General features: G+C 54.1%; 17 protein-coding genes and 1 pseudogene. 4 read left to right on the top strand and 14 right to left on the bottom strand.

What is annotated here, in order from left to right; genetic code table 11:
* Positions 1–126: 126 nt before the first annotated feature.
* The 8 genes and pseudogenes from acs to lon form a co-directional block, all read right to left on the bottom strand.
* On the bottom strand, positions 127–2,067 hold the full coding sequence (gene acs, locus OH144_RS21560) for an acetate--CoA ligase (RefSeq protein WP_266206367.1): 1,941 nt from the start codon (positions 2,065–2,067) through the stop codon (positions 127–129).
* 39 nt (positions 2,068–2,106) lie between these two features.
* A pseudogene (locus OH144_RS21555) lies at positions 2,107–3,984 on the bottom strand (propionyl-CoA synthetase); the annotation flags it as partial.
* Positions 3,985–4,093: 109 nt separating this feature from the next.
* On the bottom strand, positions 4,094–5,788 hold the full coding sequence (locus OH144_RS00080) for a sodium:solute symporter family protein (protein WP_266204256.1): 1,695 nt from the start codon (positions 5,786–5,788) through the stop codon (positions 4,094–4,096).
* Positions 5,789–5,816: 28 nt separating this feature from the next.
* Positions 5,817–6,059, bottom strand: coding sequence for a DUF4212 domain-containing protein (locus tag OH144_RS00075; RefSeq protein ID WP_323134756.1), 243 nt, complete (start codon positions 6,057–6,059; stop codon positions 5,817–5,819).
* A 398-nt stretch (positions 6,060–6,457) separates the two neighbouring features.
* Positions 6,458–7,186: an SDR family NAD(P)-dependent oxidoreductase gene (locus tag OH144_RS00070; RefSeq protein ID WP_266204254.1), complete on the bottom strand. Its 729-nt coding sequence runs from the start codon at positions 7,184–7,186 to the stop codon at positions 6,458–6,460.
* Positions 7,187–7,566: 380 nt separating this feature from the next.
* Positions 7,567–8,958: an ATP-dependent protease ATPase subunit HslU gene (hslU, locus tag OH144_RS00065; protein ID WP_266204253.1), complete on the bottom strand. Its 1,392-nt coding sequence runs from the start codon at positions 8,956–8,958 to the stop codon at positions 7,567–7,569.
* Positions 8,959–9,026: 68 nt separating this feature from the next.
* Positions 9,027–10,070 (bottom strand): type IX secretion system protein PorQ, encoded by a 1,044-nt coding sequence (gene porQ, locus OH144_RS00060; RefSeq protein ID WP_266204252.1) that lies wholly within the window; start codon positions 10,068–10,070, stop codon positions 9,027–9,029.
* Positions 10,071–10,236: 166 nt separating this feature from the next.
* On the bottom strand, positions 10,237–12,723 hold the full coding sequence (gene lon, locus OH144_RS00055) for an endopeptidase La (protein ID WP_266204251.1): 2,487 nt from the start codon (positions 12,721–12,723) through the stop codon (positions 10,237–10,239).
* Positions 12,724–12,948: 225 nt separating this feature from the next.
* On the opposite strand from lon, the gene OH144_RS00050 reads away from it, so the two are divergent.
* The gene (locus tag OH144_RS00050) at positions 12,949–14,922 is read left to right on the top strand and encodes an OmpA family protein (protein WP_266204250.1); all 1,974 of its coding nucleotides are present in this window, start codon (positions 12,949–12,951) and stop codon (positions 14,920–14,922) included.
* Positions 14,923–15,287: 365 nt separating this feature from the next.
* On the top strand, positions 15,288–16,049 hold the full coding sequence (locus OH144_RS00045; protein ID WP_266204249.1) for a DUF4184 family protein: 762 nt from the start codon (positions 15,288–15,290) through the stop codon (positions 16,047–16,049).
* A gap of 52 nt (positions 16,050–16,101) precedes the next feature.
* On the opposite strand, the gene OH144_RS00040 is transcribed toward OH144_RS00045, so the two are convergent.
* The 5 genes from OH144_RS00040 to OH144_RS00020 form a co-directional block, all read right to left on the bottom strand.
* Positions 16,102–16,608 carry a DUF6702 family protein gene (locus tag OH144_RS00040; RefSeq protein WP_266204248.1) on the bottom strand — a complete coding sequence of 169 codons (507 nt, stop codon included), beginning with the start codon at positions 16,606–16,608 and terminating at the stop codon, positions 16,102–16,104.
* Between the two features lie 57 nt (positions 16,609–16,665).
* Entirely contained in the window at positions 16,666–17,832 is a 1,167-nt protein-coding gene (locus OH144_RS00035; protein WP_266204247.1) for a LysM peptidoglycan-binding domain-containing protein, read from the bottom strand.
* A 13-nt stretch (positions 17,833–17,845) separates the two neighbouring features.
* Positions 17,846–19,159, bottom strand: coding sequence for an RIP metalloprotease RseP (gene rseP / locus OH144_RS00030; RefSeq protein ID WP_266204246.1), 1,314 nt, complete (start codon positions 19,157–19,159; stop codon positions 17,846–17,848).
* A gap of 53 nt (positions 19,160–19,212) precedes the next feature.
* On the bottom strand, positions 19,213–20,364 hold the full coding sequence (locus OH144_RS00025; protein ID WP_266204245.1) for a 1-deoxy-D-xylulose-5-phosphate reductoisomerase: 1,152 nt from the start codon (positions 20,362–20,364) through the stop codon (positions 19,213–19,215).
* A gap of 700 nt (positions 20,365–21,064) precedes the next feature.
* The gene (locus OH144_RS00020) at positions 21,065–22,567 is read right to left on the bottom strand and encodes a GH3 auxin-responsive promoter family protein (RefSeq protein WP_266204244.1); all 1,503 of its coding nucleotides are present in this window, start codon (positions 22,565–22,567) and stop codon (positions 21,065–21,067) included.
* 163 nt (positions 22,568–22,730) lie between these two features.
* Here OH144_RS00020 and OH144_RS00015 point away from each other — a divergent pair, with 163 nt between their 5' ends.
* Together OH144_RS00015 and OH144_RS00010 are read left to right on the top strand one after the other, a co-directional pair.
* Positions 22,731–23,165 (top strand): OsmC family peroxiredoxin, encoded by a 435-nt coding sequence (locus tag OH144_RS00015; protein WP_266204243.1) that lies wholly within the window; start codon positions 22,731–22,733, stop codon positions 23,163–23,165.
* 60 nt (positions 23,166–23,225) lie between these two features.
* Positions 23,226–23,735, top strand: coding sequence for a hypothetical protein (locus tag OH144_RS00010; protein ID WP_266204242.1), 510 nt, complete (start codon positions 23,226–23,228; stop codon positions 23,733–23,735).
* A gap of 78 nt (positions 23,736–23,813) precedes the next feature.
* On the opposite strand, the gene dnaA is transcribed toward OH144_RS00010, so the two are convergent.
* Complete coding sequence (dnaA, locus tag OH144_RS00005; RefSeq protein ID WP_266204241.1) at positions 23,814–25,238, bottom strand: chromosomal replication initiator protein DnaA; 1,425 nt, start codon at positions 25,236–25,238, stop codon at positions 23,814–23,816.

The raw sequence follows: 25,238 nt of genomic DNA, 5'->3' as shown, positions 1-25,238 counted from the left end.
AGTAACTTTCCTATAATGGTTATCTGTGCCCTTGGCAGTAGCTTAGGCAGAAGCATCACTTCAGTTTGCTGAATAAAAAAGCCCCGCAGCAAACGCCGCAGGGCCTCTAACAACTAAACTAAAATCCTATAACGCGCCAGCCTTGATCTCATCCACTACTTCCGGATCGAGCAGCGTAGAGGTATCTCCCAGGTTTGAGGTATCGCCTTCGGCCACTTTGCGCAGGATGCGGCGCATGATTTTGCCGGAGCGGGTTTTCGGAAGGCCGCTCACGATCTGGATCTTGTCCGGCTTAGCGATCTTGCCGATCTTCTCTACCACCGTCTCGATGATCTCGGCACGTAGATACTCTTCTTTCTCCGGTATGTCTTTGATGATAACGAAGGCGTAGATGCCCTGGCCCTTCACGTCGTGCGGGTAGCCTACCACCGCCGACTCCACCACGTGCTCGTTGTGGTTGATGGCTTCCTCGATCTCAGCGGTTCCAAAGCGGTGCCCCGACACGTTGATCACATCGTCCACGCGGCCAATGATGCGGTACAGGCCATTCTCGTCGCGCTTGGCGCCATCGCCGGTAAAGTACAAACCTTTGTAAGTAGAGAAGTAGCTCAGGCGGGCACGCTCGTGGTCGCCGTAGGTAGTGCGGATGATGCTTGGCCACGGGAACTTCATGCACAGGTAGCCTTCCACGCCGTTCTCCGTAATTTCATTGCCGTCGCTGTCTACCAGTATCGGCTGTATGCCTGGCAGCGGCAGGGCGGCATGGCTTGGCTTCATTGGCGTTACGCCCGCAATAGTAGAGATCATGATGCCGCCGGTTTCGGTCTGCCACCAGGTATCCACCACCGGACAGCGCTCCTTACCCACGTGGGTATGGTACCAGTGCCAGGCCTCCTCGTTTATCGGCTCGCCTACCGAGCCCAGCACTTTCAGCGAGTCGAGGCTGTAGGAAAGCACATCGTCAATATCGCCGGCCATGAGAGCACGGATAGCGGTTGGGGCGGTATAGAAGATGGTAACACCAAATTTATCCACCACTTGCCAGAAGCGGCCATTATCCGGGTAGGTTGGCACACCCTCGAACATCAGCGTGGTAGCGCCGCTCAGCAGCGGGCCGTAGAGCAGGTACGTATGGCCCGTGATCCAGCCGATATCAGCCGTACACCAGTAAATATCGCTCTCTTCGTACTGGAATACGTTACAGAAGCTGTACTGCGCATACACCATATAGCCGCCGCAGGTATGCACCACGCCTTTCGGTTTGCCCGTGGAGCCTGACGTGTAAAGTATAAACAGCATGTCTTCGGCGTCCATTTCCTCGGCAGGGCAGTCTTTGCTTACCGTCTGCACCTCATCGTGGTACCACACGTCGCGGCCTTCCACCATGTTCACGGTCCAGCCCAGGCGTTCCACCACAATCACCTTCTCCACGGAGGCACAGCTCTCCAGCGCCTCGTCCACCACGCGCTTCACCGGTATCTGCTTCGTGCCGCGGTTCAGGCCGTCAGAAGTAAGGACCATGCTGCACTGGGCATCGTTGATGCGGTCGGCCATGGCTACGGCTGAGAAACCGGCAAATACTACAGAGTGTATCGCGCCGATACGGGCACAGGCTAGCACGGCTATCGCCAGCTCCGGAATCATCGGCATATAGATACAGATGCGGTCGCCTTTCTTAGCCCCGTTCTTCTTGAGCACGTTGGCAAACTGGCATACTTTCTCGTGCAGCTCGCGGTAAGTATAGCGGATAAAGCGCTCTTTCGGGTCATTTGGCTCCCAGATCAGGGCCAGTTTGTTGCCACGGGTCTTCAGGTGGCGGTCCAGGCAGTTTTCGGTGATGTTCATTTTACCGCCCTGGAACCATTTTACGTTTGGCTCCTCAAAATTCCACTCCAGTGTTTTGTCCCACTTCTTGCGCCAGGTAAAAGTGTCGGCAATATCGCTCCAGAATCCTTCCGGATCCTCCACACTGCGTTTGTAAGCTTCCTGGTACTCCTCGTAGGTCTTCAATTGGTAATTTGTCATGGCAAGGTTAAATTCCTGGTTAGTTTGAGTTTTAAGGTTTATAAAAGCATTTCCGATACGTCTCTTTTTCAGGAGATCACGGATTTCGGTTAGTATGACCGGGTCATCAATCGTGGATGGCACGGCGTAAGGCGTCCCGTCGGCGATGTGGCGCAGGATGCGACGCAGTATCTTGCCGGAACGCGTTTTGGGCAGGCGCTGTACCTGCAGGGCTGTTTTAAAGTACGCCACCGCCCCGATTTTATCCCGCAGCATGGCCACCAGCTCCTGCTCCAGTTGCTCCTCTCCTATGGTCTGGCCATCCTTGAGCACTACCAGGCCGATGGGCCGCTGGCCGCGCAACTCGTCGGCAATGCCAATTACGGCGCACTCGGCCACGGCAGGGTGCGCCGACACCATCTCCTCCATTTCGCCGGTAGAAAGCCTGTGGCCCGACACGTTGATCACATCGTCGATGCGGCCCATGATGTATACGTAGCCGTCCTCGTCGATATAGCCGCCGTCGCCGGTCATGTAGTAGCCCGGGAACTGTTCTAAGTATGATTTGCGGAAGCGCTCGTCGTCCTGCCACAGCGTGGGCAGGCAACCCGGGGGCAGCGGCAGTTTCACGGCCACAATCCCTTCCTGATTCGGGATAAGCGGCCTTCCTTCCTCATTCAGGATCTGCACGTCGTACCCACAAACAGGCTTCCCCGCTGAGCCCGGTTTGGCAGGGAAAGCCTCCAGCCCCATCATGTTCGCTACCATCGGCCAGCCCGATTCTGTCTGCCACCAGTGGTCTATCACCGGCACTTGCAACAGGTCTTTTGCCCAGAAGTAGGTAGCCGGATCGCAGCGCTCACCAGCTAAAAATAAGTATTTTAGAGAAGACGTGTCATACTTTTTCTTAAAAACTCCGTCCGGGTCCTCTTTTTTGATGGCCCGGAAAGCCGTTGGCGCCGTGAAAAGCACCTTCACCTGGTGTTGCTGAATGATGCGCCAGAAGGTGCCGGCATCGGGCGTGCGCACGGGTTTGCCCTCGAAAAGTATGGACGTGCAACCATGAATCAGCGGCGCATAGACCAAGTAGGAGTGGCCCACCGCCCAGCCCACATCCGAAGCCGCCCAGAACACATCCCCCGGGTCCACATCATACACAGCTTTCATGCTATACTTCAGTGCCACGGCATGGCCGCCGTTGTCGCGCACGATGCCTTTTGGCTTGCCGGTGGTGCCCGAAGTATACAGGATGTATAGCGGATCGGTAGCCTCTACGGGTACGCAGGCAGCGGGTTCGGCCTCCTCCAGCACCTCCATGTAGTCCAGGTCTCGGCCACGCTGCATCTCCGCTTGTATTTGCGGGCGCTGGAAAATGATGGTGTGGTCTGGCTGGTGCGTGCTGTTCTCAAGGGCTTTGTCCAGCAGCGGCTTGTACGGGATTACCTTGTCGAACTCAATGCCGCAGGAGGCGGAAATAACAACCTTGGGCCTGGCATCATCCACCCGCACACTTAGCTCGTGCGGGGCAAAGCCCCCGAACACCACCGAGTGGATGGCGCCCAAGCGCGCGCAAGCCAGCATCGCCACTACAGCCTCGGGTATCACCGGCATGTAGATCACTACGGTATCGCCTTTGCCTACGCCCAGGTGCTGCAGCGCCCCGGCAAAGCGGGCCACAAAATCGCGCAGCTCCGCATAGGTATACTTCTTCATCACACCTGTTACCGGCGAGTCATAGATGAGCGCAGGCTGGTCGGCGCGGCCGTTCTCTACGTGGTAATCCAGGGCTAGGTAAGCGGTGTTGAGTTTACCCCCCTTAAACCAGCGGTAAAAACCGTTCTCGTCGGTACTCAGGATCTGCTCAGGCTCCTCGTACCAGGCAATTTGGCCGGCCTGCTCACCCCAGAAACTTTCGGGGTTGGCGATACTTCGGGCGTACGCTTGGTCATAACCTCCTGATGTTCGGTTTGAAGTTTCCATAGTTCCAGTGCGCTGAATTTCTGTTTAAGCATCGGGGCTCCTGCCCCCTAATCCATAAACGCATAAAGCAAGAATTTGGGATGTGCTGACGTTCCTGCCGCATCAAAATTTATAAATGGTGCGCCACAGCAGCACCTGACCCTCTCGGAACGCGGATGTCTTCTACCAGCTCCTGAATATGCATCGGTGGCGGCGGCGTCACGCGCGATATCAAAAAGGACACTGCGAAATTGAGCAGCATCCCCAGCGTACCGATGCCTTCCGGGGAGATGCCTAACCACCAGTTTTCCGGCAGGTTCGCGTCCGGGTTGATGAACTTAAAGTAGGATATGTAGGAAATGGTAAAGGCAAGCCCTACCACCATGCCCCAGATGGCTCCCTGCTTGTTCATGCGGGTAGAGAAGATGCCCATGATGATGACCGGGAAAAAGGATGCCGCCGCCAGGCCAAAGGCAAAGGCCACCACCTCGGCCACAAAGCCCGGAGGGTTGATGCCGAAGTAGCCTGCCACCACCACGGCCGCCGTAGCTGCCACACGTGCCGCGATCAACTCGCTTTTCTCGGTAATCTCCGGCATAAACGACTTCTTGAGCAGGTCATGGGAGATGGAGGTAGAGATAACCAGCAACAGGCCAGCCGCCGTAGAAAGCGCCGCCGCCAGGCCACCGGCCGCCACCAGAGCAATCACCCAGTTGGGCAGCCCTGCAATCTCCGGGTTAGCCAGCACCATGATATCCTTATCAATGGTCAGCTCGTTTGCGGCGGGGTTGCTTACGTACTGTATGCGTCCGTCGCCGTTCTTATCCTCAATACTGATGAGGTTGGTTTTCTGCCAGTTCTGCACCCACTGCGGCATCTCCGAGACAGGTCGGTTACTGATGTTGTTAAGCATATTATAGCGGCCAAAAGCCCCAATAGCGGGGGCCGTGGTATACAGTATGGCGATAAACACCAGCGCATAGCCCGCAGACTTTCTCGCATCCCTTACCTTAGGTACGGTAAAAAAGCGGACGATCACGTGGGGCAATCCGGCAGTACCCACCATCAGCGCCGCCGTAATAAAGAATATGTCGATCGTTGACTTGGTCCCACTGGTGTAGGGGGCAAAGCCCAGTTCAGCCAGCATGCCATCGAGCTTCTGCAGCAACGGCGTACCGTCCTCCAAAGTGCCTCCTAAGCCGAGTTGCGGGATCGGGTTACCTGTCAGCATGACGGAGATAAAAATAGCCGGCACCATGTAAGCAAAGATCAGCACGCAGTACTGCGCCACCTGTGTATACGTAATGCCTTTCATACCGCCCAGCACCGCATAGAACAGCACGATCACCATACCGATAATCACCCCCGTCTCGATCTGTACTTCCAGGAAGCGGGAGAACACAATGCCCACGCCCCGCATCTGGCCTGCCACATAGGTAAACGAAACGAAGATGGCACAGACCACGGCCACCAAACGGGCGGTTTTGGAATAGTAGCGGTCGCCTACAAAGTCTGGTACGGTAAATTTGCCGAACTTGCGCAGGTAGGGGGCCAGCAGCAGGGCCAGCAGCACGTAACCACCCGTCCAGCCCAGCAGGTAAACCGAGCCGTCGTAGCCCATAAACGAGATAAGGCCGGCCATCGAGATAAAGGAGGCTGCGCTCATCCAGTCGGCGGCGGTGGCCATGCCGTTTGCCAGCGGGCTCACGCCGCCCCCGGCCACATAAAACTCTTTGGTGGATCCGGCGCGCGACCAGATGGCGATGCCGATGTAGAGGGCAAACGTGAGGCCCACGATCAGGTATGTCCAGGCTAAGATGCTCATGGTTTTCTTGATTTAAGGTGAGATAAGGCTAATCTTCGTGCACGTCGAACTCCCGGTCGAGCCTGTTCATCAGCCACACATAAGCAAAGATGATGAGTACGAAAAAGTAGATAGCCCCCTGCTGTGCAAACCAGAACCCCAGCTTAAAGCCACCCAGCATAAACCGGTTAAGCTCCTCTACAAGCAGGATTCCGCAGAGGTACGACACAGCAAACCAAATCCCAAGCAGGATAAACAGAATGCGCAGGTTGCGCTTCCAGTATGACTGCATCTTTTGCCTTTTATTTCCCATTGTTCACTGTCGGTTAGAAGTATAAATGTGGTGTATTAAGGGTACAAATGTCTTTTATAGCCTGAGCTCTCAGTACATGTATAGAAATACCCTTTTTAAGCCCCAGGTTAATGCTCATACTTTGCCGGTCGCTTTTACTCAATGGAGCTTCTACAAACCTGCTTTCGGCATCGTATGGGGTTAGTTAACTGCACGTCGGCACCCTCGATAGCAGGCAAAAGCTCAGCTTCCTGTCTCCACTTAGAGAAGTAGTGAATTAGAAATATAAGAAAAAGCTTTTATACTTCAACCTCTGCACTTTAGCCACGAGAGGTTTTAGAATAAAAAAAGCCCTGCCGTGTAGCAGAGCCTGAAAAAAAGACACTTCGGAAGAAAGATCACATGTCCCGCACCGACACCAGTACCTCCTTGTAGTTACCTGTGTTATGGAGGAAGTTCACGATTTTGACGGCTGCTTCCTCTGGCGCGGCCAGTTCGTTATTGGCTTTGTAGTCGCGGAACTTCCCCACAGAGCTAAAGCGGCTCTCGTCGCTCTCGCGTATCTGGCCCTGCATGTTCGTGTCCACCACGCCCGGCGAGAGCGCAAACACCCTGGCGCCGGTACCCCGCTTATCCTGCTCCAGCTGCACCACCTGCGACAACATATCGATGGCGGCCTTGGAGGCGCAGTAGCTGGCCCAGCCATCCACCGGGTACTTGCCGGCACCGGAGCTGATGTTCACTACCACCTTCTGCGCCTGCTGCTCCCGGTATACTTCCAGAAACGTGTTCATCAACATGGCCGGCACAATCACGTTCACATCAAACACGAAGCCGAAGCGCTCGTTTGGCATACCCTCGCCTACGTAGCCAATATCGCCCAACACGCCGGCGTTGTTGATCAGCACCAGCTTCTCGGCATCCTTGTAAGGCAGGAATACCTTCTGCAGGTTGTGCTCCACGGCAGGGATATCGGAGAAATCGAGGGGCTGGTGGCGGTAGTTCGGGTGCTTTATGCTGCAGCTGCGCGATACGCCCACTACATGGTTGTTCCCGTCTTTTAGTAGCTCTTCCGCTATGGCTTTGCCTATGCCTTTGCTGGTTCCGGTGATGATGTAGATGTTCACAGGTTTGGGAGTTAGAGGGTTAAAGAGTTTAGGAATTTAAGGTACGGATACAAAGAATGGAAAGGTTAATGACAACCGGATCATCTTCCAAGTACAAAGTATAAAATCGCCACCAAAACAAAAAGCCAGCGTCCCTGCCTTTGCAGAAACACTGGCTTTTAAAGTATAGCCAAAGTATAAAACTGTTCAAAAGCGAGTCTGGCGACTCGCGGCACACTAGCGGCAACGGTTAAATACCGGCGCCAGTGGCACCTTTTATACTTGGGCACGGAAGTGAATCCGCCTAAGTTATGGTTTATACTTTCTAACCTTCTAACTTTTTAACTTTCTAACTATAGAGGCGCAAGGTATTGCGTCTCCACAACTCCCAAACTCTCTAACTACAGAATATACTGGCTCAGATCGCGGTTTTTCACCATACCCGACAGTTTCTCCTGCACCATTTCGCGGGTAACCAGGATGCGGGCGTTGGCGCCGATCTTGTCCGGCACGTCGAAGAGGATGTCGTTGAGCAGGCGGCTCATGACCGTGTGCAGGCGGCGGGCCCCGATGTTCTCCACTTCTGCGTTCACCTCATAGGCTATGGAGGCGATCTCATCCAGCGATTCGTCGTTAAAGGTCAGCTCCACATCCTCTGCCGACAGCAGTGCCTCGTATTGCTTGGTAAGCGCGTTCTTCGGGAACTTCAGGATCTGGTAGAAGTCATCCTTGGTCAGGCTGTCCAGCTCCACGCGGATCGGGAAACGACCCTGAAGCTCCGGGATCAAATCAGATGGCTTGGCTACGTGGAACGCTCCGGCGGCAATGAACAGGATATGGTCGGTGTTGATGATGCCATACTTGGTGTTCACCGTGGAACCCTCCACAATCGGCAACAGGTCGCGCTGCACGCCTTCACGGCTCACGTCCGGGCCGCTGCCTTTCTTACTGGAGCTCGCTACTTTATCGATCTCATCGATAAAGATCACGCCCGAATTCTCAGCTTTGAAGATCGCCTCCTCCTTCACCTCGTCCATGTCGATGAGTTTGGCAGCTTCTTCCTCCAGCAGGATCTTACGCGCCTCGGCAATACTTACCTTGCGCTTCTTGGTCTTCTTGGGCATCATGCCGCTGATCATCTCCTGGATGTTCATCATGGAGGCTTCATCCATGCCCGGGCCCATCACGCCCATACCTGGCATAGCGCTTTGCTGTACCCTGATCTCGATTTTACGGTCTTCCAGTTCGCCGTTGCGGATCTTCTCCCGGAATTTCTCGCGGGTGCGCTCGTTGAGCTCGAAATCGTTGTCCGGCATGGCATTCGGATCGGACGTGGAGGAATAGCCCGGCGTGGCGCGGCCCTGGATCGGCGGGATCAGCGCATCCAGTATGATATCTTCCACCACCTCTGCGGCCTTCTGCTTCACCTCTTCCTTTTTCTTCTGCTTCACCATGTTCACCGACTGCTCTACCAGGTCGCGCACCATGCTTTCCACGTCGCGACCCACGTAGCCCACTTCGGTAAACTTAGAGGCCTCTACTTTGGTGAAGGGCGCATCAGCGATCTTGGCCAGGCGGCGGGCGATCTCCGTCTTACCCACGCCTGTCGCCCCGATCATCAGGATGTTGTTCGGCACAATGTCGCTTTGGATGCTTTTATCAGCATTCATGCGGCGCCAGCGGTTGCGCAGCGCAATGGCCACGTTTCGTTTGGCGTCCTTCTGCCCGATGATGTATTTATCCAGCTCCGCTACAATCTGGGCTGGTGTTAAGGATGCAATATTATCTAACATGTCTTCTTCTTGTGTTTATAAATCAAACCCGGCCTAAAGCTAATACAAGCCACAAGGCCGTTTAGTTATCAACTGCTCTTCTTTTTGAGGAACGTGCCGGTGTTGGTGGCGATGGTGATGTAATGCGTAGCGCCCGATGGGTGAAAAAAGGCACTGCCATAGTTCAGTTCAAAGCTCCGCACCCGCAGCATGGCCCCCATCGAGAAGCCCGCTCCTCCTGCCTTACTATCTAACCGCAGCTCTTTGCGGCGCAGGTGGTTATAACCTGCCCGCAGCTGAAAGTTCTTGCTGAACACAAACTCGGCTCCTGCCACAAAATGCCTTGCAATCTTATCCCCCAGCTTCTTCTCCTCCTCTATTTCGTTGCCGTTCGCATCCAGCTTTCCGGGTGCATCAGGGTCCAGGTACACAATATCAAACTGATACAGGCGATGTGCCGTGAGCGAGAGCCGCACGGGCATATGCTCCGGTTTATAGCTTACGCCCAACTGCGCATCCCAGGGCATCTGCTGCCGCTCCGCGTTATCGAACGGCTTTACCTGGTAGCCTACATTCTTAAACGCTATACCCACGGTAAAGTCTTTCTCCGGATGATTAAATGCTGCTCCTGCGTCTGCCAACACACCCACGGCCTGGTCACCGGCTATACTGGATATGGCCGCTTTTACCGTAGCACCGATGGTAAAAGCCTCTACCTGGCGGGCGTGGGAAAGGGCCAAAGTATAATCGTTCACGTTAAAAGTGCCGATCTCCGCACCTGTGGCGTCGCGCTGCACAAAATCCCCATAGCTCAGGTAATTTATACTTGCCGCCCAGCGCCCCAGCTTCTCCGAATTAAAGGCATACACGGCATGGCTCTGCTTGATGTCGGCCAGATAGCCTACATAACTCAGGCTCACCTGCCCGTCCATTTCCTCATTCAACAGCGCCGGGTTTGCCGTCACCATGTTCACGTCGTGGCCGCCTGCCGTTACGTTTATGCCTCCCAAAGCCGCCTGCTTGGCACTGGCCGGCAGCTCCAGGAACGGAAATCCCCGCTGCCCTCCCACCTGCGCCTGCGCCGTGAGCGCGAAGCCCAGCAGCGTGCAAAGTATGAGTGGGGCGAGTTTCATTATATATAATTTTGAATAAGCGAATGAGTGACTGCGTGAATAACTACTTTAGAGTGTTGTTGTCATTTCGAACGCAGTGAGAAATCCGGAGTATTTTGTAACTGTGAAAAGCTTCAGATTTTACACCCGCATTCGAAATGGCTGAGAGATTCACTCATTCGCTCACTCACTCATTCTCAATTTTTTCCTCCCGCACCACCAGCTTCAGCGGATGCTTCACCTTCTCCTTCAGCAGGGCTATCTTGACCACATCATCCACACGGTCTACATAATGGATGGTGAGGCCTTTGATGTACTGCTCCGGAATCTCGTTGATGTCCTTTTTGTTCTTCTGACTTAGGATGATATCAGTGATACCGGCGCGTTTGGCTGCCAGAATCTTCTCTTTTATACCTCCCACCGGCAGCACCTTGCCACGAAGCGTAATCTCACCGGTCATGGCCAACCTGGACCTGACCTTGCGCTGCGTAAACACCGAGGCAATGGAGGTGAAGATGGCGATACCCGCCGATGGCCCGTCTTTCGGCACGGCTCCCTCCGGGAAGTGGATGTGCAGGTCGTACTGGTCGAACAGGCGGTAGTCGATGTTAAGCAACTCGGCATGCGCTTTTAAGTAGGAGATGGCCGTCATCGCCGATTCCTTCATCACATCCCCCAACTGGCCCGACAGCGTGAGCTTGCCCTTGCCGCGGCTCAGTATACTTTCGATGAACAGAATATCGCCACCCACCGAAGTCCAGGCAAGGCCCGTCACCACACCAGCCGTGTCAATGTCCTGATAAATTTCTTTGTCGAAGATCTCGGAGCCCATGATCTTCACCACGTCCTCCGGCTTAATGGATTTGGTAAACTCCTCCTCCATCGCCTTCTGCTTGGCCGTGTTGCGCACCAGCTGCCCGATCTTGCGCTCCAGGTTTCTAACGCCCGATTCGCGGGTATAGTCTTCGATCAGCTTGTGGATGGTGGCTTTCGGTATCTTCACATCCTCCGCCTCCAGCCCGTGCTCGGTGACCTGCTTGGGCACCAGGTGGCGCTTGGCGATCTCGGTTTTCTCCTCCAACGTATAACCCGTCAGCTCGATGATCTCCATACGGTCGCGCAGGGCGGGCTGTATGGTTTCCAGAGAGTTGGCAGTAGCAATGAATAACACCTTCGAGAGGTCGTACTCCACATCGAGGTAGTTATCCATAAAGGTATGGTTCTGCTCCGGGTCCAGCACCTCCAGCAGCGCTGAGGATGGGTCGCCACGGAAATCAGAGGCCAGTTTATCAATTTCATCCAGTATAATGACCGGGTTAGAGGAGCCCGTCTTTTTGATCTGGCTAATGATCTTACCCGGCATGGCCCCCACATAGGTACGGCGGTGGCCACGGATCTCGGCTTCATCGCGTACGCCACCCAGCGACATACGCACATAGTTGCGACCCAACGCTTTGGCAACGGAACGGCCCAGGGAGGTTTTACCCACGCCCGGAGGTCCGTACAGGCAAAGGATAGGTGCCTTCATGTCGTTCTTCAGCTTGAGCACGGCCAGGTACTCCAGAATACGCTCTTTCACCTTCTCCAGCCCGTAATGGTCGGCGTCCAGTATCTTTTTGGTGCGCTTCAGGTTAAAGTTATCCTTGGTATACTCGCTCCAGGGCAGGTCCAGCAGAAACTCCAGGTAGCTTACCGCCACCGGGTACTCGGCCGCTTGCGGGTTGAGGCGGGCCAGCTTGTCAATCTCTTTCTTAAAATGCAGCGCCACCGGCTCAGGCCATTTCTTCTTCAGGGCACGTTCCCGGAAGCGCTCTATCTCCTGGTCCGGCCCCTCCTGGCCCAACTCGTCCTGCAGCACCTTTATCTGCTGACGCAGAAAGTAGTCGCGCTGCTGCTGGTCCAAATCGGTATGTACTTTTGTATGGATCTCCTGCTTGAGCTCCAGCAGCTGAATTTCACGCAGCATGAGTTCCAGCAACTGCGTGCCGCGCTCCTTGCCGTCGTTCACCTCCAGCAGTTCCTGTTTCTGGGCCACCTCCACGTTCAGGTTGCTCGACAGGAAGTGCGTCAGGAAGCTTGGGCTGTCGATGTTGTCCAGCGCCACCTGTGCCTCCTGCGGAATCTCAGGGTTCAGTTTCAGCATTTTGGCGGCCGCATCCTTAAGCGACTGCACCAGCGCCTTCACCTCCTTGCTTTTCTTATCCATCGGGGTTTCCTCGCACAGGCTTACCTTGGCAGCCAGGTACGGGTCCTCTTGCGTTACCTCATCTATCTGAAAGCGGCTATGGCCTTGTATGATGATGGTGGTGTTACCATCCGGCAGCACCAGCATCTTCAGGATCTTGGCAACAGTGCCCACGTTGAAGAGGTCTTCTGCCGTTGGATCGTCTGAAAGGGTATTCTTCTGCGCCACCACGCCTATCACGGCGCCTCCACTGTGCGACTTGCGCACCAGCTTGATAGATTTTTTGCGGCTCACCGTAATCGGCAGCACCACGCCCGGAAAGAGCACCGTATTGCGCACCGCCAGTATCGGCAGTTCATCAGGCAGGTCCACCGGTTTCATTTCGTCCTCTATTTCAGCAGTTATCACAGGTATAAGTTCCATGCTGTCGTCGTCCGACGCGCTACTGAGAAGCAGGTTTTGCAGAAAATGCTTAAATGTTTGGTTCATATTTTAGATCAGTGCCATTTTGGCAGGAAAACACCGTTTCTCCCCCGGTTTTCCTGTACTGCTTTTATTATTCAAGACTTGTGCCAAGGGTGCCGGCCTGTTGATTTGTCCGCTCCGGGAAAAGCCCCGAAGTTCCCACAAAAAAATAGCACTAACCGGAAGCACGTTTACAATAATATAGCGCAAAATTAATATCTTTGGGCGTTGGGCAAAATTGCATCGCTGATGAAACGCTTGTTCCTGTTGGTATTCCTCCTGCTCACGTTCCTGGCACCTGCCATGGTGCAGGCACAGCAAATAAAACACGTCGACCCCGACGATAAGGCTGAGTCTAACCTACAGGTCAGCAAATCACAGCCAGCACCGGAGCTGCACCTCGATTTCCCCAATTTAAATAAAATCCGTTATTATCACGACCGTAAGAAGCTATCTCTTATACATAGGCTGGAGAAACGTAAGCAGTATAACAAGGTTCTTCCGTTGTTGGAGGAGTACGTGCACCATTTTGGGGTACAGAACTTTTACAAGGATACCCAGCTTCTCTGGCGGCTGGGCCAGTTGCACGAGCGCCAGGGCAACCCCGAGAAAGCCAAGGCCCTGTATCGCCTGGTGCTGAAGCACCACCGTGCCGATGTAAGGAACGTGATGTCTTACTACGACTCGCTGGAGCAGAACACCAAGGACTACTACGTGCCGCTGGACTATTACTATGAACTGGTGGAGTACCGCAAGTCCATCGCCACGTTTAAGCCGCCCAAAGGTGTTTACCTGAACATGGGCAACGCCATCAACTCCCCCTATGCCGACTACGGCCCTACCTTGAACGACGAGAACGAGCTGCTCATCTTTACCTCCAAGCGCAATGTGGGCGGCCTGCAAAACCGCTCCAACGAGGATTTATACTTTAGCAAGCAGAACAACGGTTTCTGGCAGGAGGCGCAGTCGTTTGGCAAGCCGATTAACAGCATCTACAATGAGGGATCGGCCTGCCTGAGCCGCGACGGCAGCACCCTGTACTTTGCCCGCTGCGAGGCACCCGACAGCTACGGCAACTGCGACATTTACATGGCTACCCGCCAGGAGGATGGCAGCTGGGGACAGATCCGGAACCTGGGCGCCAACGTGAACAGCGATGCCTGGGATTCGCAGCCAACCCTCTCGAAGCAGGAGGACACCCTATACTTTGCCTCCGACCGCCTGGGCGGCTTTGGCCTCTCCGATATCTACTTTACCTATAAAACTAAGTCGGGCGGTTGGGCTCCGGCGCAGAACATGGGCCCCGTGATCAACACCCGCGAGAGTGAGGTAAGTCCTTTCCTGCACCCGAAGTTCCAGGTTTTATACTTTAGCTCGCGCGGTCAGCTCAACCACTTCGGCGATTTCGACATTTACAAAACATACCTGGTGCAGGGGCACTGGCAGGAGCCGCGCAACATTGGCCCGCTCGTAAACGGCCGTGGCAGCGAGTACTACTTCACCATCGATGCCGATTCCAGAAACCTATACTACGCCCGCTCCGAGGCTAACGACATCCAGAACCTGGACCTCTACTCCTTCCCGCTGCCGATGGAGGCACACCCGCTGGCCGTAACCAAGGTGGAGGGCATCCTTACTGACTCCGTTACCCAAAAGCCGCTCTCAGCCGTTGTCTCGGTCATCGACATGGATAACGGTATCGAGATATCGAGCAAGTACGTGCGCCCGGACGGCTCCTTTGAGTTTAACCTCATCGACAACACGCGTTACATGATCCTCATCCAGAGCCCTGACTTTTTCACGATAGAGCGGGAGCTGGAGCTTAGGGGGGATACCTCGATAGACTTTATGACCTCGGTGATCGATTACAGCATCCCGATGGTGTTTGAAAATATTGAGTTTGACCCAATGCAGTCGGATATCACGCCGGAGATGGAGCCGATCCTGGATGAGGTGGCTTACTTTATGATCGATCACCCGACGCACCGCCTCGAGATTGCCGGCCACACCGACAGTGCCGGCGACCCGGACTTCAACCTCACCCTCTCCCAGGACCGCGCCGATGCCATCAAACGGTACATTGAGCGCAAAGTGAATATCGGCAGCGACCGCATCGACGCCATTGGCTACGGCAGCAGCATGCCGATACGGGAGGAAGTGACCGAGGAGGACCGCCGCATTAACCGCCGCGTGGAGTTCAAGATTATTAAGCTGAGAAACTAAAGCCCTCCTAACCAAAAGCGGCGGCATGTGTACTTTGCAACAAGCCAGATATGATTGAAAGCCTTATGTCAGGTTCGCTGATTTTGGAACACCTGGGTGCTTCTACACGCTGGCTTTACTACCTTATACACAGCGAACTGACCAGCAGCAGGCGCAGAAAGTATAGTGAATTTTATGACGGCAAAAAGGGCTGGAGATTCTCCCGAAAAACCAAGAATGCCATCTACAACAACTTTATTGGCACAATTACCCTGGTTGTTATAATTTGGGTGCTGGTATTTATATCAAACAACTTTTACTGAAGTATAAAAGGCTGAGCCTCTTACCTAAAATTTTCGTTAGTAGGTAAGACTCACAGAAGCCCTATGCCCTTCACCGCTGCCCATCCGGCCATTATACTTCCGCTCCTTTGCCGGCGCTGGTTTTCGGCTACGGCGCTGGTTATGGGCAGCATGGCCCCTGACTTTGAGTATTTCTTCCGACTCGAGACCCGAAGCCAGATCAGCCATACCCTGCCGGGCCTCTTTCTGTTTAACCTGCCGGTAACCTTGTTGCTGTGCGTGCTCTTCCATACCCTGGTGCGCGACCAAGCCATCCAGTATCTGCCTCCCTACTTCAGGCAACGCGCGCTGGCTGTCGCTTATCCTGCAGACTGGCTACTATACCTGCGCAGGCACTGGCTCGTGGTGTCTTTATCTGCTCTGATAGGCGCTTTCTCGCACTTGTTCTGGGATAGCTTTACCCATACAGGCCTCTACTTTGTAAACCTGCTACCGGTCTTGTCCTCTACTTTCACGATACCCTTTCTTGGCCAGGAGATAGCACTGCACCGCCTGGTGCAGCATGCAAGCACGGTGGTGGGATTTTCGTTTATACTTTGGCATGTGCACCTGGCGCCGGCAAAGCCATTGCCGAAAGAGCAGGAAGGCGATCCCTGGCTTGGGTTCTGGCTTCTTATTGCCACGGCAGGCTACCTGTTCCTGCTCTTTAACCTAATGGTGCGCAGGCATTTGGAGCGCAAGCCTGGGCATATGATCGTAACGCTCATAAGCGGATGGCTGATTGCCCTGTTTATCTCCGGGCTTGTGGCAAGGCTCCAGCGCCAATCCGCAAGCAAAAAAGGCTGAGCCTCCTGAGCGGAAACACAGCCTTTTTTATACTTTATACTTTCTGCTTATACTACAGCGCCACCTTTTTCTGCGTCTCGCCGCGCTGCAGCAGCACGCTTTCTGTTTTGCCTTTGTAGTTGATGTTGACGATGTTCATCTGGTCGGAGAACAGCTCCGTGAGCACGGCGTTCCTGACGTACAGTTGCGGCAGAGACGCTTGCTGCACCGGCACCTCCATATATAGCCACACCACATCGGCATCCTCCTCAGAGCCCAGGAACTTCTGTTTTAGCGGCTTTCCCTTCTCCACCTCCAGCGCCAGGTTGGCCGCCAGGTAATCGGTTATGTACTTTTTCACCTGCTCCGATGCAGGATTGTATACTACTTTGGTCTTGTTCCGCTGCGAAAGGGCGTTCTCCAGATCATCCATAAACACCTTCACGGCCACCTCCAGGCTTTGCGTACGGGAATTAAAGCGCACATCGGCAATGCTGGCGTGGTAATCGTGGGCGGCAGCTGGCATGGCGACAAAGGCTGCGAGCAGCAGCACCAGAAAGGGCAGGAATTTATACTTCATGGGGCCGTTTTATCTTAAGTAAATGCTAGCAAACGTTGTACCAACCCCTGCGGCAGTTTATTTCCGGGCCGTTGGCAGATCAGAAAGGACGCGTTTGGCCATATTCGGCATGCTGTCGCTTACAATGCGCTGCACATCGTTGATGTTGGACTCATAGGGCACTTTTACCTTATTACCGGATACCAACTGACCCTTGCTGTCGTAGATGCTGTAGTGCACCGTAAAATCGCGCTGGTAGTTCTGGGCGGCCCGGTCGAGGCAGTTTTCGTAAATGGTCTGCACCTCAAACTGGTTGATGAAGACGTAGTAGTCGATGCCGTACTGGTTGTTGAAGTAGCTGAAGAAGTTCGGGTCCTTTACGGTAACACCGAAGTGCTTTTCCGGATCCTGCGCCACGGGCAATACAGCTGGCTGTCCTTTAATCCCCAGTTTGCCTTTCTGGTCCTTCACCCAGTTCAGCATCCCTCCTTTTTCCTCCCTGGCAGCCGGCTGGTGGTTATACCTGCTCTGCTTATTGTCGGCATAGGCATAGTTCAGCGACTTGTACAGGCGGCTCAACTCGCTCACACTGTCGCGGTACACGCCGCCCAGCAGGTGAATCGTTTCGTAGCCTTCCGGCGCCATCATGGCGTTCAGGCGGGCACGGAACACGTGGCGCACATTCTGGAGCGGAATCCTGGACTGGCGCGCAATCTCCATATCAGCATCGGAGAAGTAGAGGTGCGGGTCGAAAGGCACGACCAGAATGCGGCTCTTAGTTTTGTAGGCTGCCGGTTTTGGCTCCGGTGCTGGAGAGGCAGAAGTGCTCTCCGCAGCTTTCTGAGCCACTGCGGCCTTTGCAGGAGCAGGCTTTGGGGCTGGAGGAGTAGTGGATGCAGCCTGCGCTACCGGAGTTGGTTTAGCGGCCGGTTTTGCAGAAGGCGCCGCTGCCGGCTTGACCGCGGCCTGCTTTTTACGGGCAGGGTTAGTAAGGTAGAGCGTCTGCCCGATCTGAAGAATGTTCCCGTTCCAGGTCTGAAGCGAGTCCAGGGGCACATTGAACCGACGCGACAGGCTATAATAGGTATCGCCCTGCTGCACCTGGTACACGCTGTCGCTTTGTGCCGCGACAGCGCCCAGGGTTATACTTTCAGGCCAAGGTGCGGGGGCAGCCTTAGCTTGGTTAAATGCAAAAACAAAAAGAAGGATTAAGTTTGCCAGTGCTACTCTTACGATGGAATTCATGGGAAAATCTTTGTTAGAAGATTATCTTAAATACATCGTTAAAGATAGCAAATGCCATTAAGCCTAACAATAAAACCATGCCCACTTTCTGAGCATTTTCCAAAAAGTTATCTGACGGCTTGCGGCCGCTGATCATTTCATAGGTCAGGAAAACCACGTGGCCGCCATCTAGCGCCGGAATCGGCAGGAAGTTCATAAAAGCCAGCACCATCGAGAGCATGCCGGTGATGCTCCAGAACTTGTACCAGTTAAACGTATCGCCGAAGATCTGTGCAATACCGATCGGGCCACTCAGTGACTTGGAGGCCGATACCTCGCCGCGGAAAATCTTGCCGAAGCCCTTCAGGTTGGCAGTGATCACGCTGAAGGCCTGGTCCGTACCCATCGGGATGGCCTCTGCCAGGCTATACTGCTTTGTAGCCGTCTGCAGCAGTGGCACCGCCTGGAAACCGATCGTTCCGTCCTCGCCCACTTCGGCCTTCAGCTTCACCAGCTTATCGTTGCGCTCCACGGTCATGGTAATGGCTTTACCTGCATTGGCTTTCAGGGCCTCCTGGAACTCGTGGAAGAACTTCACGCTCTCCCCATTTATCATCGTGATGAAGTCGCCCTCCTGCAGGCCTGCCTTGGAGGCGGCGCTGCCTTTAACCACCTGGCCTACCTTAAACGGCATGCGGGGCTCAACAAAGAACATTTGGTTCTTATCATCGGCCAGCTTATCCATCAAATCTACCGGCACTTTCAGGTCCACTAGTTGGCCGTTGCGCTCCACAGTATAGTAGGAGTTACTGCCTAGCAGGGCATCCATGGAACGGACATCCTCAAAGCGCTCCAGTTCCTTGCCGTTCACGGCTACTACCTTATCCCCTGTCTGGAAACCGATTTCCTGGCCCAGCTCGTTGGCCACCACGCCATACTTTACCTCTTTGGCAGGTATGTACTGCTCGCCATAGGTATAAGTAAGGGCGATAAAGATAACGATGCCTGTGATCACGTTCACGATAATGCCGCCCATCATCACGATCAGGCGCTGCCAGGCGGGTTTGGCGCGGAACTCCCATGGCTTCGGCTCCTCTTTCAGGGCTTCCGTATCCATCGACTCATCCACCATGCCCGAGATCTTCACGAAACCGCCCAGCGGGATCAGCCCCAGCATGTACTCTGTCTCACCAAACTTCTTGCTGAAGATCTTCGGAGGAAAGCCGATCGCATACTTCTCTACACGCATTCCGAACCATTTGGCCGTCAGCATGTGCCCCAACTCGTGTAAGCCAACTAAAATTGTGAGGCCCAGTATCAACTGGCCCACCATGATCAATATATCCATCTAAAAAAATCTGTTTCTGTGGCGCTGCCGGCAAAGGCAACAGGAAGTATAGTTTATTTGTTTATCAGTTCTGCAGCCCGTTTGCGTGCCTCCTCATCTGTAGTAACATAGTCTTCGTAAGAAGGATTCGCAATATACGTAACTTTTGCCATACAGCTTTCGATGATGTCGGACATCTGTAGAAAACCCACCTCATCACGCAGAAAGGCGCTGACTGCCACCTCGTTGGCAGCGTTTAGGATACAGGGCATGTTGCCACCGCGCTCCATGGCATCGAAGGCCAACTGCAGGTTGCGGAAGGTCTTCAGGTCCGGCTGTTCAAAGGTGAGTTGCGGGTAGTCCAGAAAGCTGAAGCGCGGAAAATCGGACCTCAGGCGCTGCGGATACCCCAAGGCATACTGAATCGGCAGCTTCATGTCAGGCAGGCCGAGCTGCGCCTTTATGGAGCCGTCCTCAAACTGTACCAGCGAGTGAATGATGGATTGCGGATGCACCACTACCTCTATCTGCTCGTTCCTCAAACCGAAAAGCCACTTGGCCTCGATCACCTCCAGGCCCTTGTTCATTAAGGAAGCCGAGTCGATGGTGATTTTGGCGCCCATGTCCCAGTTCGGGTGCTTCAGGGCCTGCGCCTTGGTTACCTCGGCCAGGTCTGCGGCGGTTCTTCCTCTAAACGGTCCACCGGAGGCGGTAAGTATGATTTTCTCGATCGGGTTGTGGAATTCGCCAGCCAGGCACTGAAAAATAGCGCTGTGCTCCGAATCCACGGGGTAGATGTTGACGCCTTTCTCACGGGCCAGGCTGGTGATAAGCTGCCCCGCCACCACCAGCGTCTCTTTGTTGGCCAGCGCGATCTGTTTGCCGGCCTCAATGGCACGGATAGTGGGCAGCAGGCCGGCATAGCCTACCATGGCGGTGAGCACCATGTCCACAGTGCCCATCTCCACCACGGAGCAAAGGGCTTTGCTGCCGGCGTATACTTTCATATCCTCGTGCTGCAGTGCCTGCTGCACCTGCTCGTACAGGTCTTCGCGGGCGATAACGACGACGTTGGGCTTAAACTCCAGTGCCTGCTGCACCAGCAGGTCGGCGTTGCTGTGGGCGGTGATCACCTCCAGCTCAAAGCTCTCCGGATTCGCCCTGATCACATCCAACGCCTGCACGCCAATGGAGCCGGTGGAGCCAAGTATGGCTATTCTTTTCATTTTATGTTTTTAGTAGTGAGCAACTTTAGCAGACGCTCTCTTTATCCTTTGCTTCTCTTATTATGTCCTGCTGTTTCGGGCATCCTTGTCTGGAACCTTCGCTGCTGCGGATTTCCAGATGCGCGTTTGTCATTCTCTCCTCCGCTGGCGCGAGTTTGTAACTCGTGCCTTGCTATGGTGTCGGGTTTGCAACCCGGCTAGGTCGCAGAGCCATACATTCTACTTTGTTTATACTTGCTGCTATACTTGCCAATTACAGCGACAACACCGTCCCTTTTTTGTCATCCTGAAAGGATCTTGTGGGCAAGCTGCTGCAAGCGTATCCTTCCTACTTTCAGGTTGCTTGCAAAACAACAGTTCCTCTTTATACTTGCATAGCCGCTGCTTTCTGCAACTGGACACAAGCTATACTTGCTAGCTGCCGATCATCCTCAGCTTTACAACCAACTTGTTCCATAGTATACTTTCTGCCCTCACGGCCGGGAGGCCTCGTCCTGGGGCATCGCGCTGTGTTCCCTCCTTGCCTCGCCCCCGCTCAGCATGCCCTTGGCGGGCACCGGATCTCACAAGGCGCTCAACCCAAGGACTGGGTTCATTTCGATAGCCACGGCTAACGGAGCCAGAACAGAGTTCCCCTCCTTGGCTAAGGAGGGGCAGGGGTGGTTAGACCCGGTATAGTTAAGCCCCCCCTGCTAAGCCCTTATCCCTGTTTACTCACCTCCAGCAAACCATCCGCCAGCTTTCTGTCATTACTAAGCCTCGGCACTTTGTTCTGCCCTCCCAGCTTGCCCTCCGACTTCATATATCTCTGAAACGCCCCTTTTGGCAGCGCCGTCAGCTTTAGCTTCTGTAATATGTTGCCCGTAATCAGGTCGTCGTAGTAGGAGTTGAGCTGCCGCAGTTGCTTGTCCAGTTCCTCGGCGAAGGCATCGGGGCTGTGCGGCTTCCGCGAAAACTCCACCAGCCACTCGTGGTACGACTGGCCTTGGTTCTGGCTCACGAAGGGTGCCACGGTAAACTCGATCAGCTCTACCTCCTTAAACTTCTGCATCGCCTGCTTCATGGCCTTCTCCACCTCCTCGCCTATCACGTGCTCACCAAAGGCTGAGATAAAGTGTTTGATGCGCCCACTCACCACTAGCTTGTAAGGCTTTACAGACACAAACTTTACAGTGTCGCCAACCGAGTAACTCCAGAGGCCGGCGTTGCTGCTGATCACCAGGGCGTAGTTTACCCCCGGCTCCACCTGGTCGATGGTGAGGCGGGTCGGGTTATCGCTGAAGTACTCTTCCGTAGGTATAAACTCGTAGAAGATACCCGTGTTCAGGAGCAGTAGCAGCCCTGGGTCGGTCTGGCTGTTCTGGTAGGCAAAAAAGCCCTCAGAAGCCGGGAAAGTCTCTATTGAATCTATCTGCCTGCCAATGGATTCGTAGAGCTTTTTGCGGTAAGGCTCAAAATTCACGCCACCGTATACAAACAGGCCGAAATTCGGGAAGATATCCTGTATCTGCTTACCCGTCTGCCTTATCAGCTTGTCGAAATACATCTGTACCCAGGGCGGAATGCCCGAGATCAGCGTCATGTTCTGGTCTATGGTTTCCTCGATGATCTGGTCGAGCTTGGTTTCCCAATCCTCGATGCAGTTGGTGCGGTAGCTGGGCAGTTGGTTGGTGCGCAGGTAGCCCGGCACGTGGTGATTGGCAATCCCCGAGAGCCTTCCGGTTTTAATGCCGCCCACTTCCTCCAGCTCGGGGCTCCCCGACAAGAAAATCATCTTCCCGTCCAGGAAAGCGGATTTACCCGTTTCATGCACATAAGCCAAAAGCGCGTCGCGGGCGCCGTTGATGTGGTTGGAAATGGAATCGGAGGAAATGGGGATATACTTGGTACCGGAGGTGGTACCGGAGGTTTTGGCCAGATAAAGCGGCTTTCCGGGCCATAGCACATCCTTCTGGCCCTGCTTTACCAGGCTGAAGTATGGCAGCAGCTCCTCGTAGTCGCGCACGGGCACGGCCTGCACGTAGTCGGCATGCGTTCTTATACTTCCAAAGCCATGGTCGCGGCCAAACTTGGTGTGCTGCGCCTTGGTTATAATCTCTTTAAATACAGCTTGCTGCGCCTCCGTCGGATGCTCTATCCAACCCTGGTTTTTCTGATGCACATAGGCCGCAAAGGGCTTGCTCAACAACGCTCTAACACCCATACAGTCAGTTCTAGTAACAAGTAAAGATAACCAGATAATGGCGCAATGCCACACCTGCAGGCAAGTTAGGTGCAAAAGCTTTTAAATTCGGCAAACATCAACCTAAACCTGCGGACACAGTATTAGTTATACATAAACTCTTGAAACTATAAAGACACCAACTATGAGAAAACACAGAGCAGAAGCCCGCTGGAACAAAGGCCTGAAAAACGGCGAGGGTGAAGTAAAATCGGCTACCGGGGCCTTTCAGTCAAAGTATAGCTTCGCCTCCCGCTTCGGCGACAGCAACAGCGGCACCTCGCCCGAGGAACTGATCGGTGCGGCACACTCCGGCTGCTTTTCGATGTTCCTGAGCGGCTTGCTGGAAAAAGAAAACCTCTCGCCAGCCTATGTGGAAACAAAGGCCGTAGTTACCTTAGGCGAAGTAGACGGGGCGCCGACCATCACCAAGATCGAGCTAAACACCGAAGTAAAAGCCGAGGGACTGGACAACGAGAAGCTGCAGCAGCTGGCACAGGATGCCAAGAAAGGGTGCCCGGTTTCGAAGGCCCTGAACGCCGTGCCTGAAATAACGCTGCAGGCCACGCTTAAAGAATAAATTTACTATATTGCGGTGAGGCCGTGCCTGGCCAACGATGTTTCACGAAATAATTAAATAATGGCAGTATCTGGTAGTAGCGCCCGATCGACGTTGATTGTGCAGCTAAGCCCCACGCGTAACGCAAAACTCTCTTTCACAGTGCAGCTTATACTTACACTGTTCTGGTTGGCCTGGGCCGCTATGCTCCTTTTCTCTGCCGACCGCACGTATGAGCAGAGCTACTTGTATTACGCCTTCTTTGGGCTGGCGGTAATTTTCTTTTTCTATGTGATTCTGCAAAATACTTCCATTTTCGGGGTGCAGTCTTATATCGAGGTAACGCCGCAGTACATTGTCCAGAAATTCGGAGTGTTTCGCACCAAGCACATCATCCAGATCCCGGATATTGCCGCCGTGCACATTACGCCCCTGGCGTTGCGCGTTACGCTGAAAGACGGCGACCAGGTTTACCTGGACCTGAAGCAGGTGCGCAAGAAGCGCGACCTCAACCGCATCAAGCACAAGATCCGCGACCTGTCGGAAGCGCACCAGTTTGAACTGACAGACAATGTGGGCAACAACGTGTAAGCAAGTACAAGTATAAAAAGAGCGGCGGCCATACTTTGCAAAGTATGGCCGCCGCTCTTTTTATACTTGGTTATACTTTTAACCGGCTTTGGACTTGAACTTCTTCTGGAGCTCCTGAATGCTAGCCTTGAACTTCTTGTCGGTGTCGATCAGGTCGGAGACGGTTTGCACCGAATGAATAACGGTGCTGTGGTCGCGGCCGCCGAAGTGGTAACCGATGGACTTAAGCGAGTGGCTGGTGAACTCCTTGGCAAAGTACATGGCCACCTGGCGCGCCGTCACAATCTCTTTCTTACGCGTTTTGGCCTTCAGTGAGTCCAGGCTCACCTGGAAGTACTCGGCCACGGTTTTCTGGATGAAGTCGAGGTTCACCTCCGTCTCCACGTCCTCGATGATATGCTTCAGAGCCTGCTTGGCAAGCTCCAGGTCAATTTCTTTTCTATTGAGCGATGACTGTGCGATCAAAGAGATCAGCACGCCCTCCAGCTCACGCACGTTCGTATCCACGCTGTAGGCCAGGTACTCCACTACGTTGTCCGGAATGTCGATGCCGTCACTCTGCATTTTCTTGTGGATGATAGCCATGCGCGTCTCGAAGTCCGGGCTTTGCAGGTCAGCGGTAAGGCCCCACTTAAAGCGGGACAGCAGGCGCTCCTCCAGGCCCTTCAGGTCGCGTGGCGGGCAGTCGGAGGTCATCACGATCTGCTTGCCCGACTGGTGCAGGTGGTTAAAGATGTGGAAGAACATCTCCTGCGTCTTTTCCTTCCCGCTCAAAAACTGCACGTCGTCTATGATCAGGATATCCACCAGCAGGTAGAAGTTGGCAAAGTCCTGCACGTTGTTCGTCTTCAGGGACTCGATGAACTGGTTCACGAACTTCTCCGACGACACGTAGAGGACAAACTTCTCGGGGTTGCTGTTTTTGATGTTGTTGCCGATGGCCTGCACCAGGTGCGTTTTGCCAAGGCCCACGCCGCCATAAATCATCAGCGGGTTAAAAGAGGTTGTGCCCGGCTTGTTGGCCACGGCATAGCCTGCCGAGCGCGCCAAACGGTTACAGTCCCCCTCAATGTAGTTCTCAAAAGTATAAGCCGGGTTCAGCTGCGAGTTCAGGAAGTTCCGGTCTATTGTCTTCGACTCAAACGGGCTCTTGATGAAGTTTTGCTCCGGCCGGTAAGAATTTACTACTGCCTGCGGTATCTTCTTGGTGGGGATGTTTACGGTCTGAGGCTTGTTAGACTCATTCCCCCTATCCACGATAATAGAGTACTCGAGGCGGCCCTCACTGCCAAGTTCCTGATAAATGACCTTTTTCAGAAGCTGCACATAGTGCTCCTCCAGCCACTCATAAAAGAACTGGCTGGGCACTTGTATGGTAAGTACGCCGTCGCGCAGGGATACAGGTTTGATTGGCTCGAACCAAGTCTTAAAGCTCTGTTCGCCAATGTTTTCCTTTATCACCTGGAGGCAGTTATGCCATACAGTTGAACAGTCTTTGATCAT

This window comes from Pontibacter kalidii, from assembly GCF_026278245.1.
In the GTDB taxonomy this organism is placed as follows: domain Bacteria; phylum Bacteroidota; class Bacteroidia; order Cytophagales; family Hymenobacteraceae; genus Pontibacter; species Pontibacter kalidii.
Note: the sequence above shows the minus strand (reverse complement) of the source record. Positions and strands in the feature narration are given on the sequence as shown.

Coding starts and splice junctions, on each gene's coding strand:
- rseP (WP_266204246.1), bottom strand. CDS start 19,159: ATGGATATATTGATCATGGTGGGCCAGTTGATACTGGGCCTCACAATT.
- OH144_RS00020 (WP_266204244.1), bottom strand. CDS start 22,567: ATGGGTGTTAGAGCGTTGTTGAGCAAGCCCTTTGCGGCCTATGTGCAT.
- dnaA (WP_266204241.1), bottom strand. CDS start 25,238: ATGATCAAAGACTGTTCAACTGTATGGCATAACTGCCTCCAGGTGATA.
- OH144_RS00040 (WP_266204248.1), bottom strand. CDS start 16,608: ATGAAGTATAAATTCCTGCCCTTTCTGGTGCTGCTGCTCGCAGCCTTT.
- OH144_RS00080 (WP_266204256.1), bottom strand. CDS start 5,788: ATGAGCATCTTAGCCTGGACATACCTGATCGTGGGCCTCACGTTTGCC.
- OH144_RS00075 (WP_323134756.1), bottom strand. CDS start 6,059: ATGCAGTCATACTGGAAGCGCAACCTGCGCATTCTGTTTATCCTGCTT.
- porQ (WP_266204252.1), bottom strand. CDS start 10,070: ATGAAACTCGCCCCACTCATACTTTGCACGCTGCTGGGCTTCGCGCTC.
- hslU (WP_266204253.1), bottom strand. CDS start 8,958: ATGTTAGATAATATTGCATCCTTAACACCAGCCCAGATTGTAGCGGAG.
- OH144_RS00035 (WP_266204247.1), bottom strand. CDS start 17,832: ATGAATTCCATCGTAAGAGTAGCACTGGCAAACTTAATCCTTCTTTTT.
- OH144_RS00010 (WP_266204242.1), top strand. CDS start 23,226: ATGGCAGTATCTGGTAGTAGCGCCCGATCGACGTTGATTGTGCAGCTA.
- OH144_RS00050 (WP_266204250.1), top strand. CDS start 12,949: ATGAAACGCTTGTTCCTGTTGGTATTCCTCCTGCTCACGTTCCTGGCA.
- OH144_RS00025 (WP_266204245.1), bottom strand. CDS start 20,364: ATGAAAAGAATAGCCATACTTGGCTCCACCGGCTCCATTGGCGTGCAG.
- OH144_RS00015 (WP_266204243.1), top strand. CDS start 22,731: ATGAGAAAACACAGAGCAGAAGCCCGCTGGAACAAAGGCCTGAAAAAC.
- OH144_RS00045 (WP_266204249.1), top strand. CDS start 15,288: ATGCCCTTCACCGCTGCCCATCCGGCCATTATACTTCCGCTCCTTTGC.
- lon (WP_266204251.1), bottom strand. CDS start 12,723: ATGAACCAAACATTTAAGCATTTTCTGCAAAACCTGCTTCTCAGTAGC.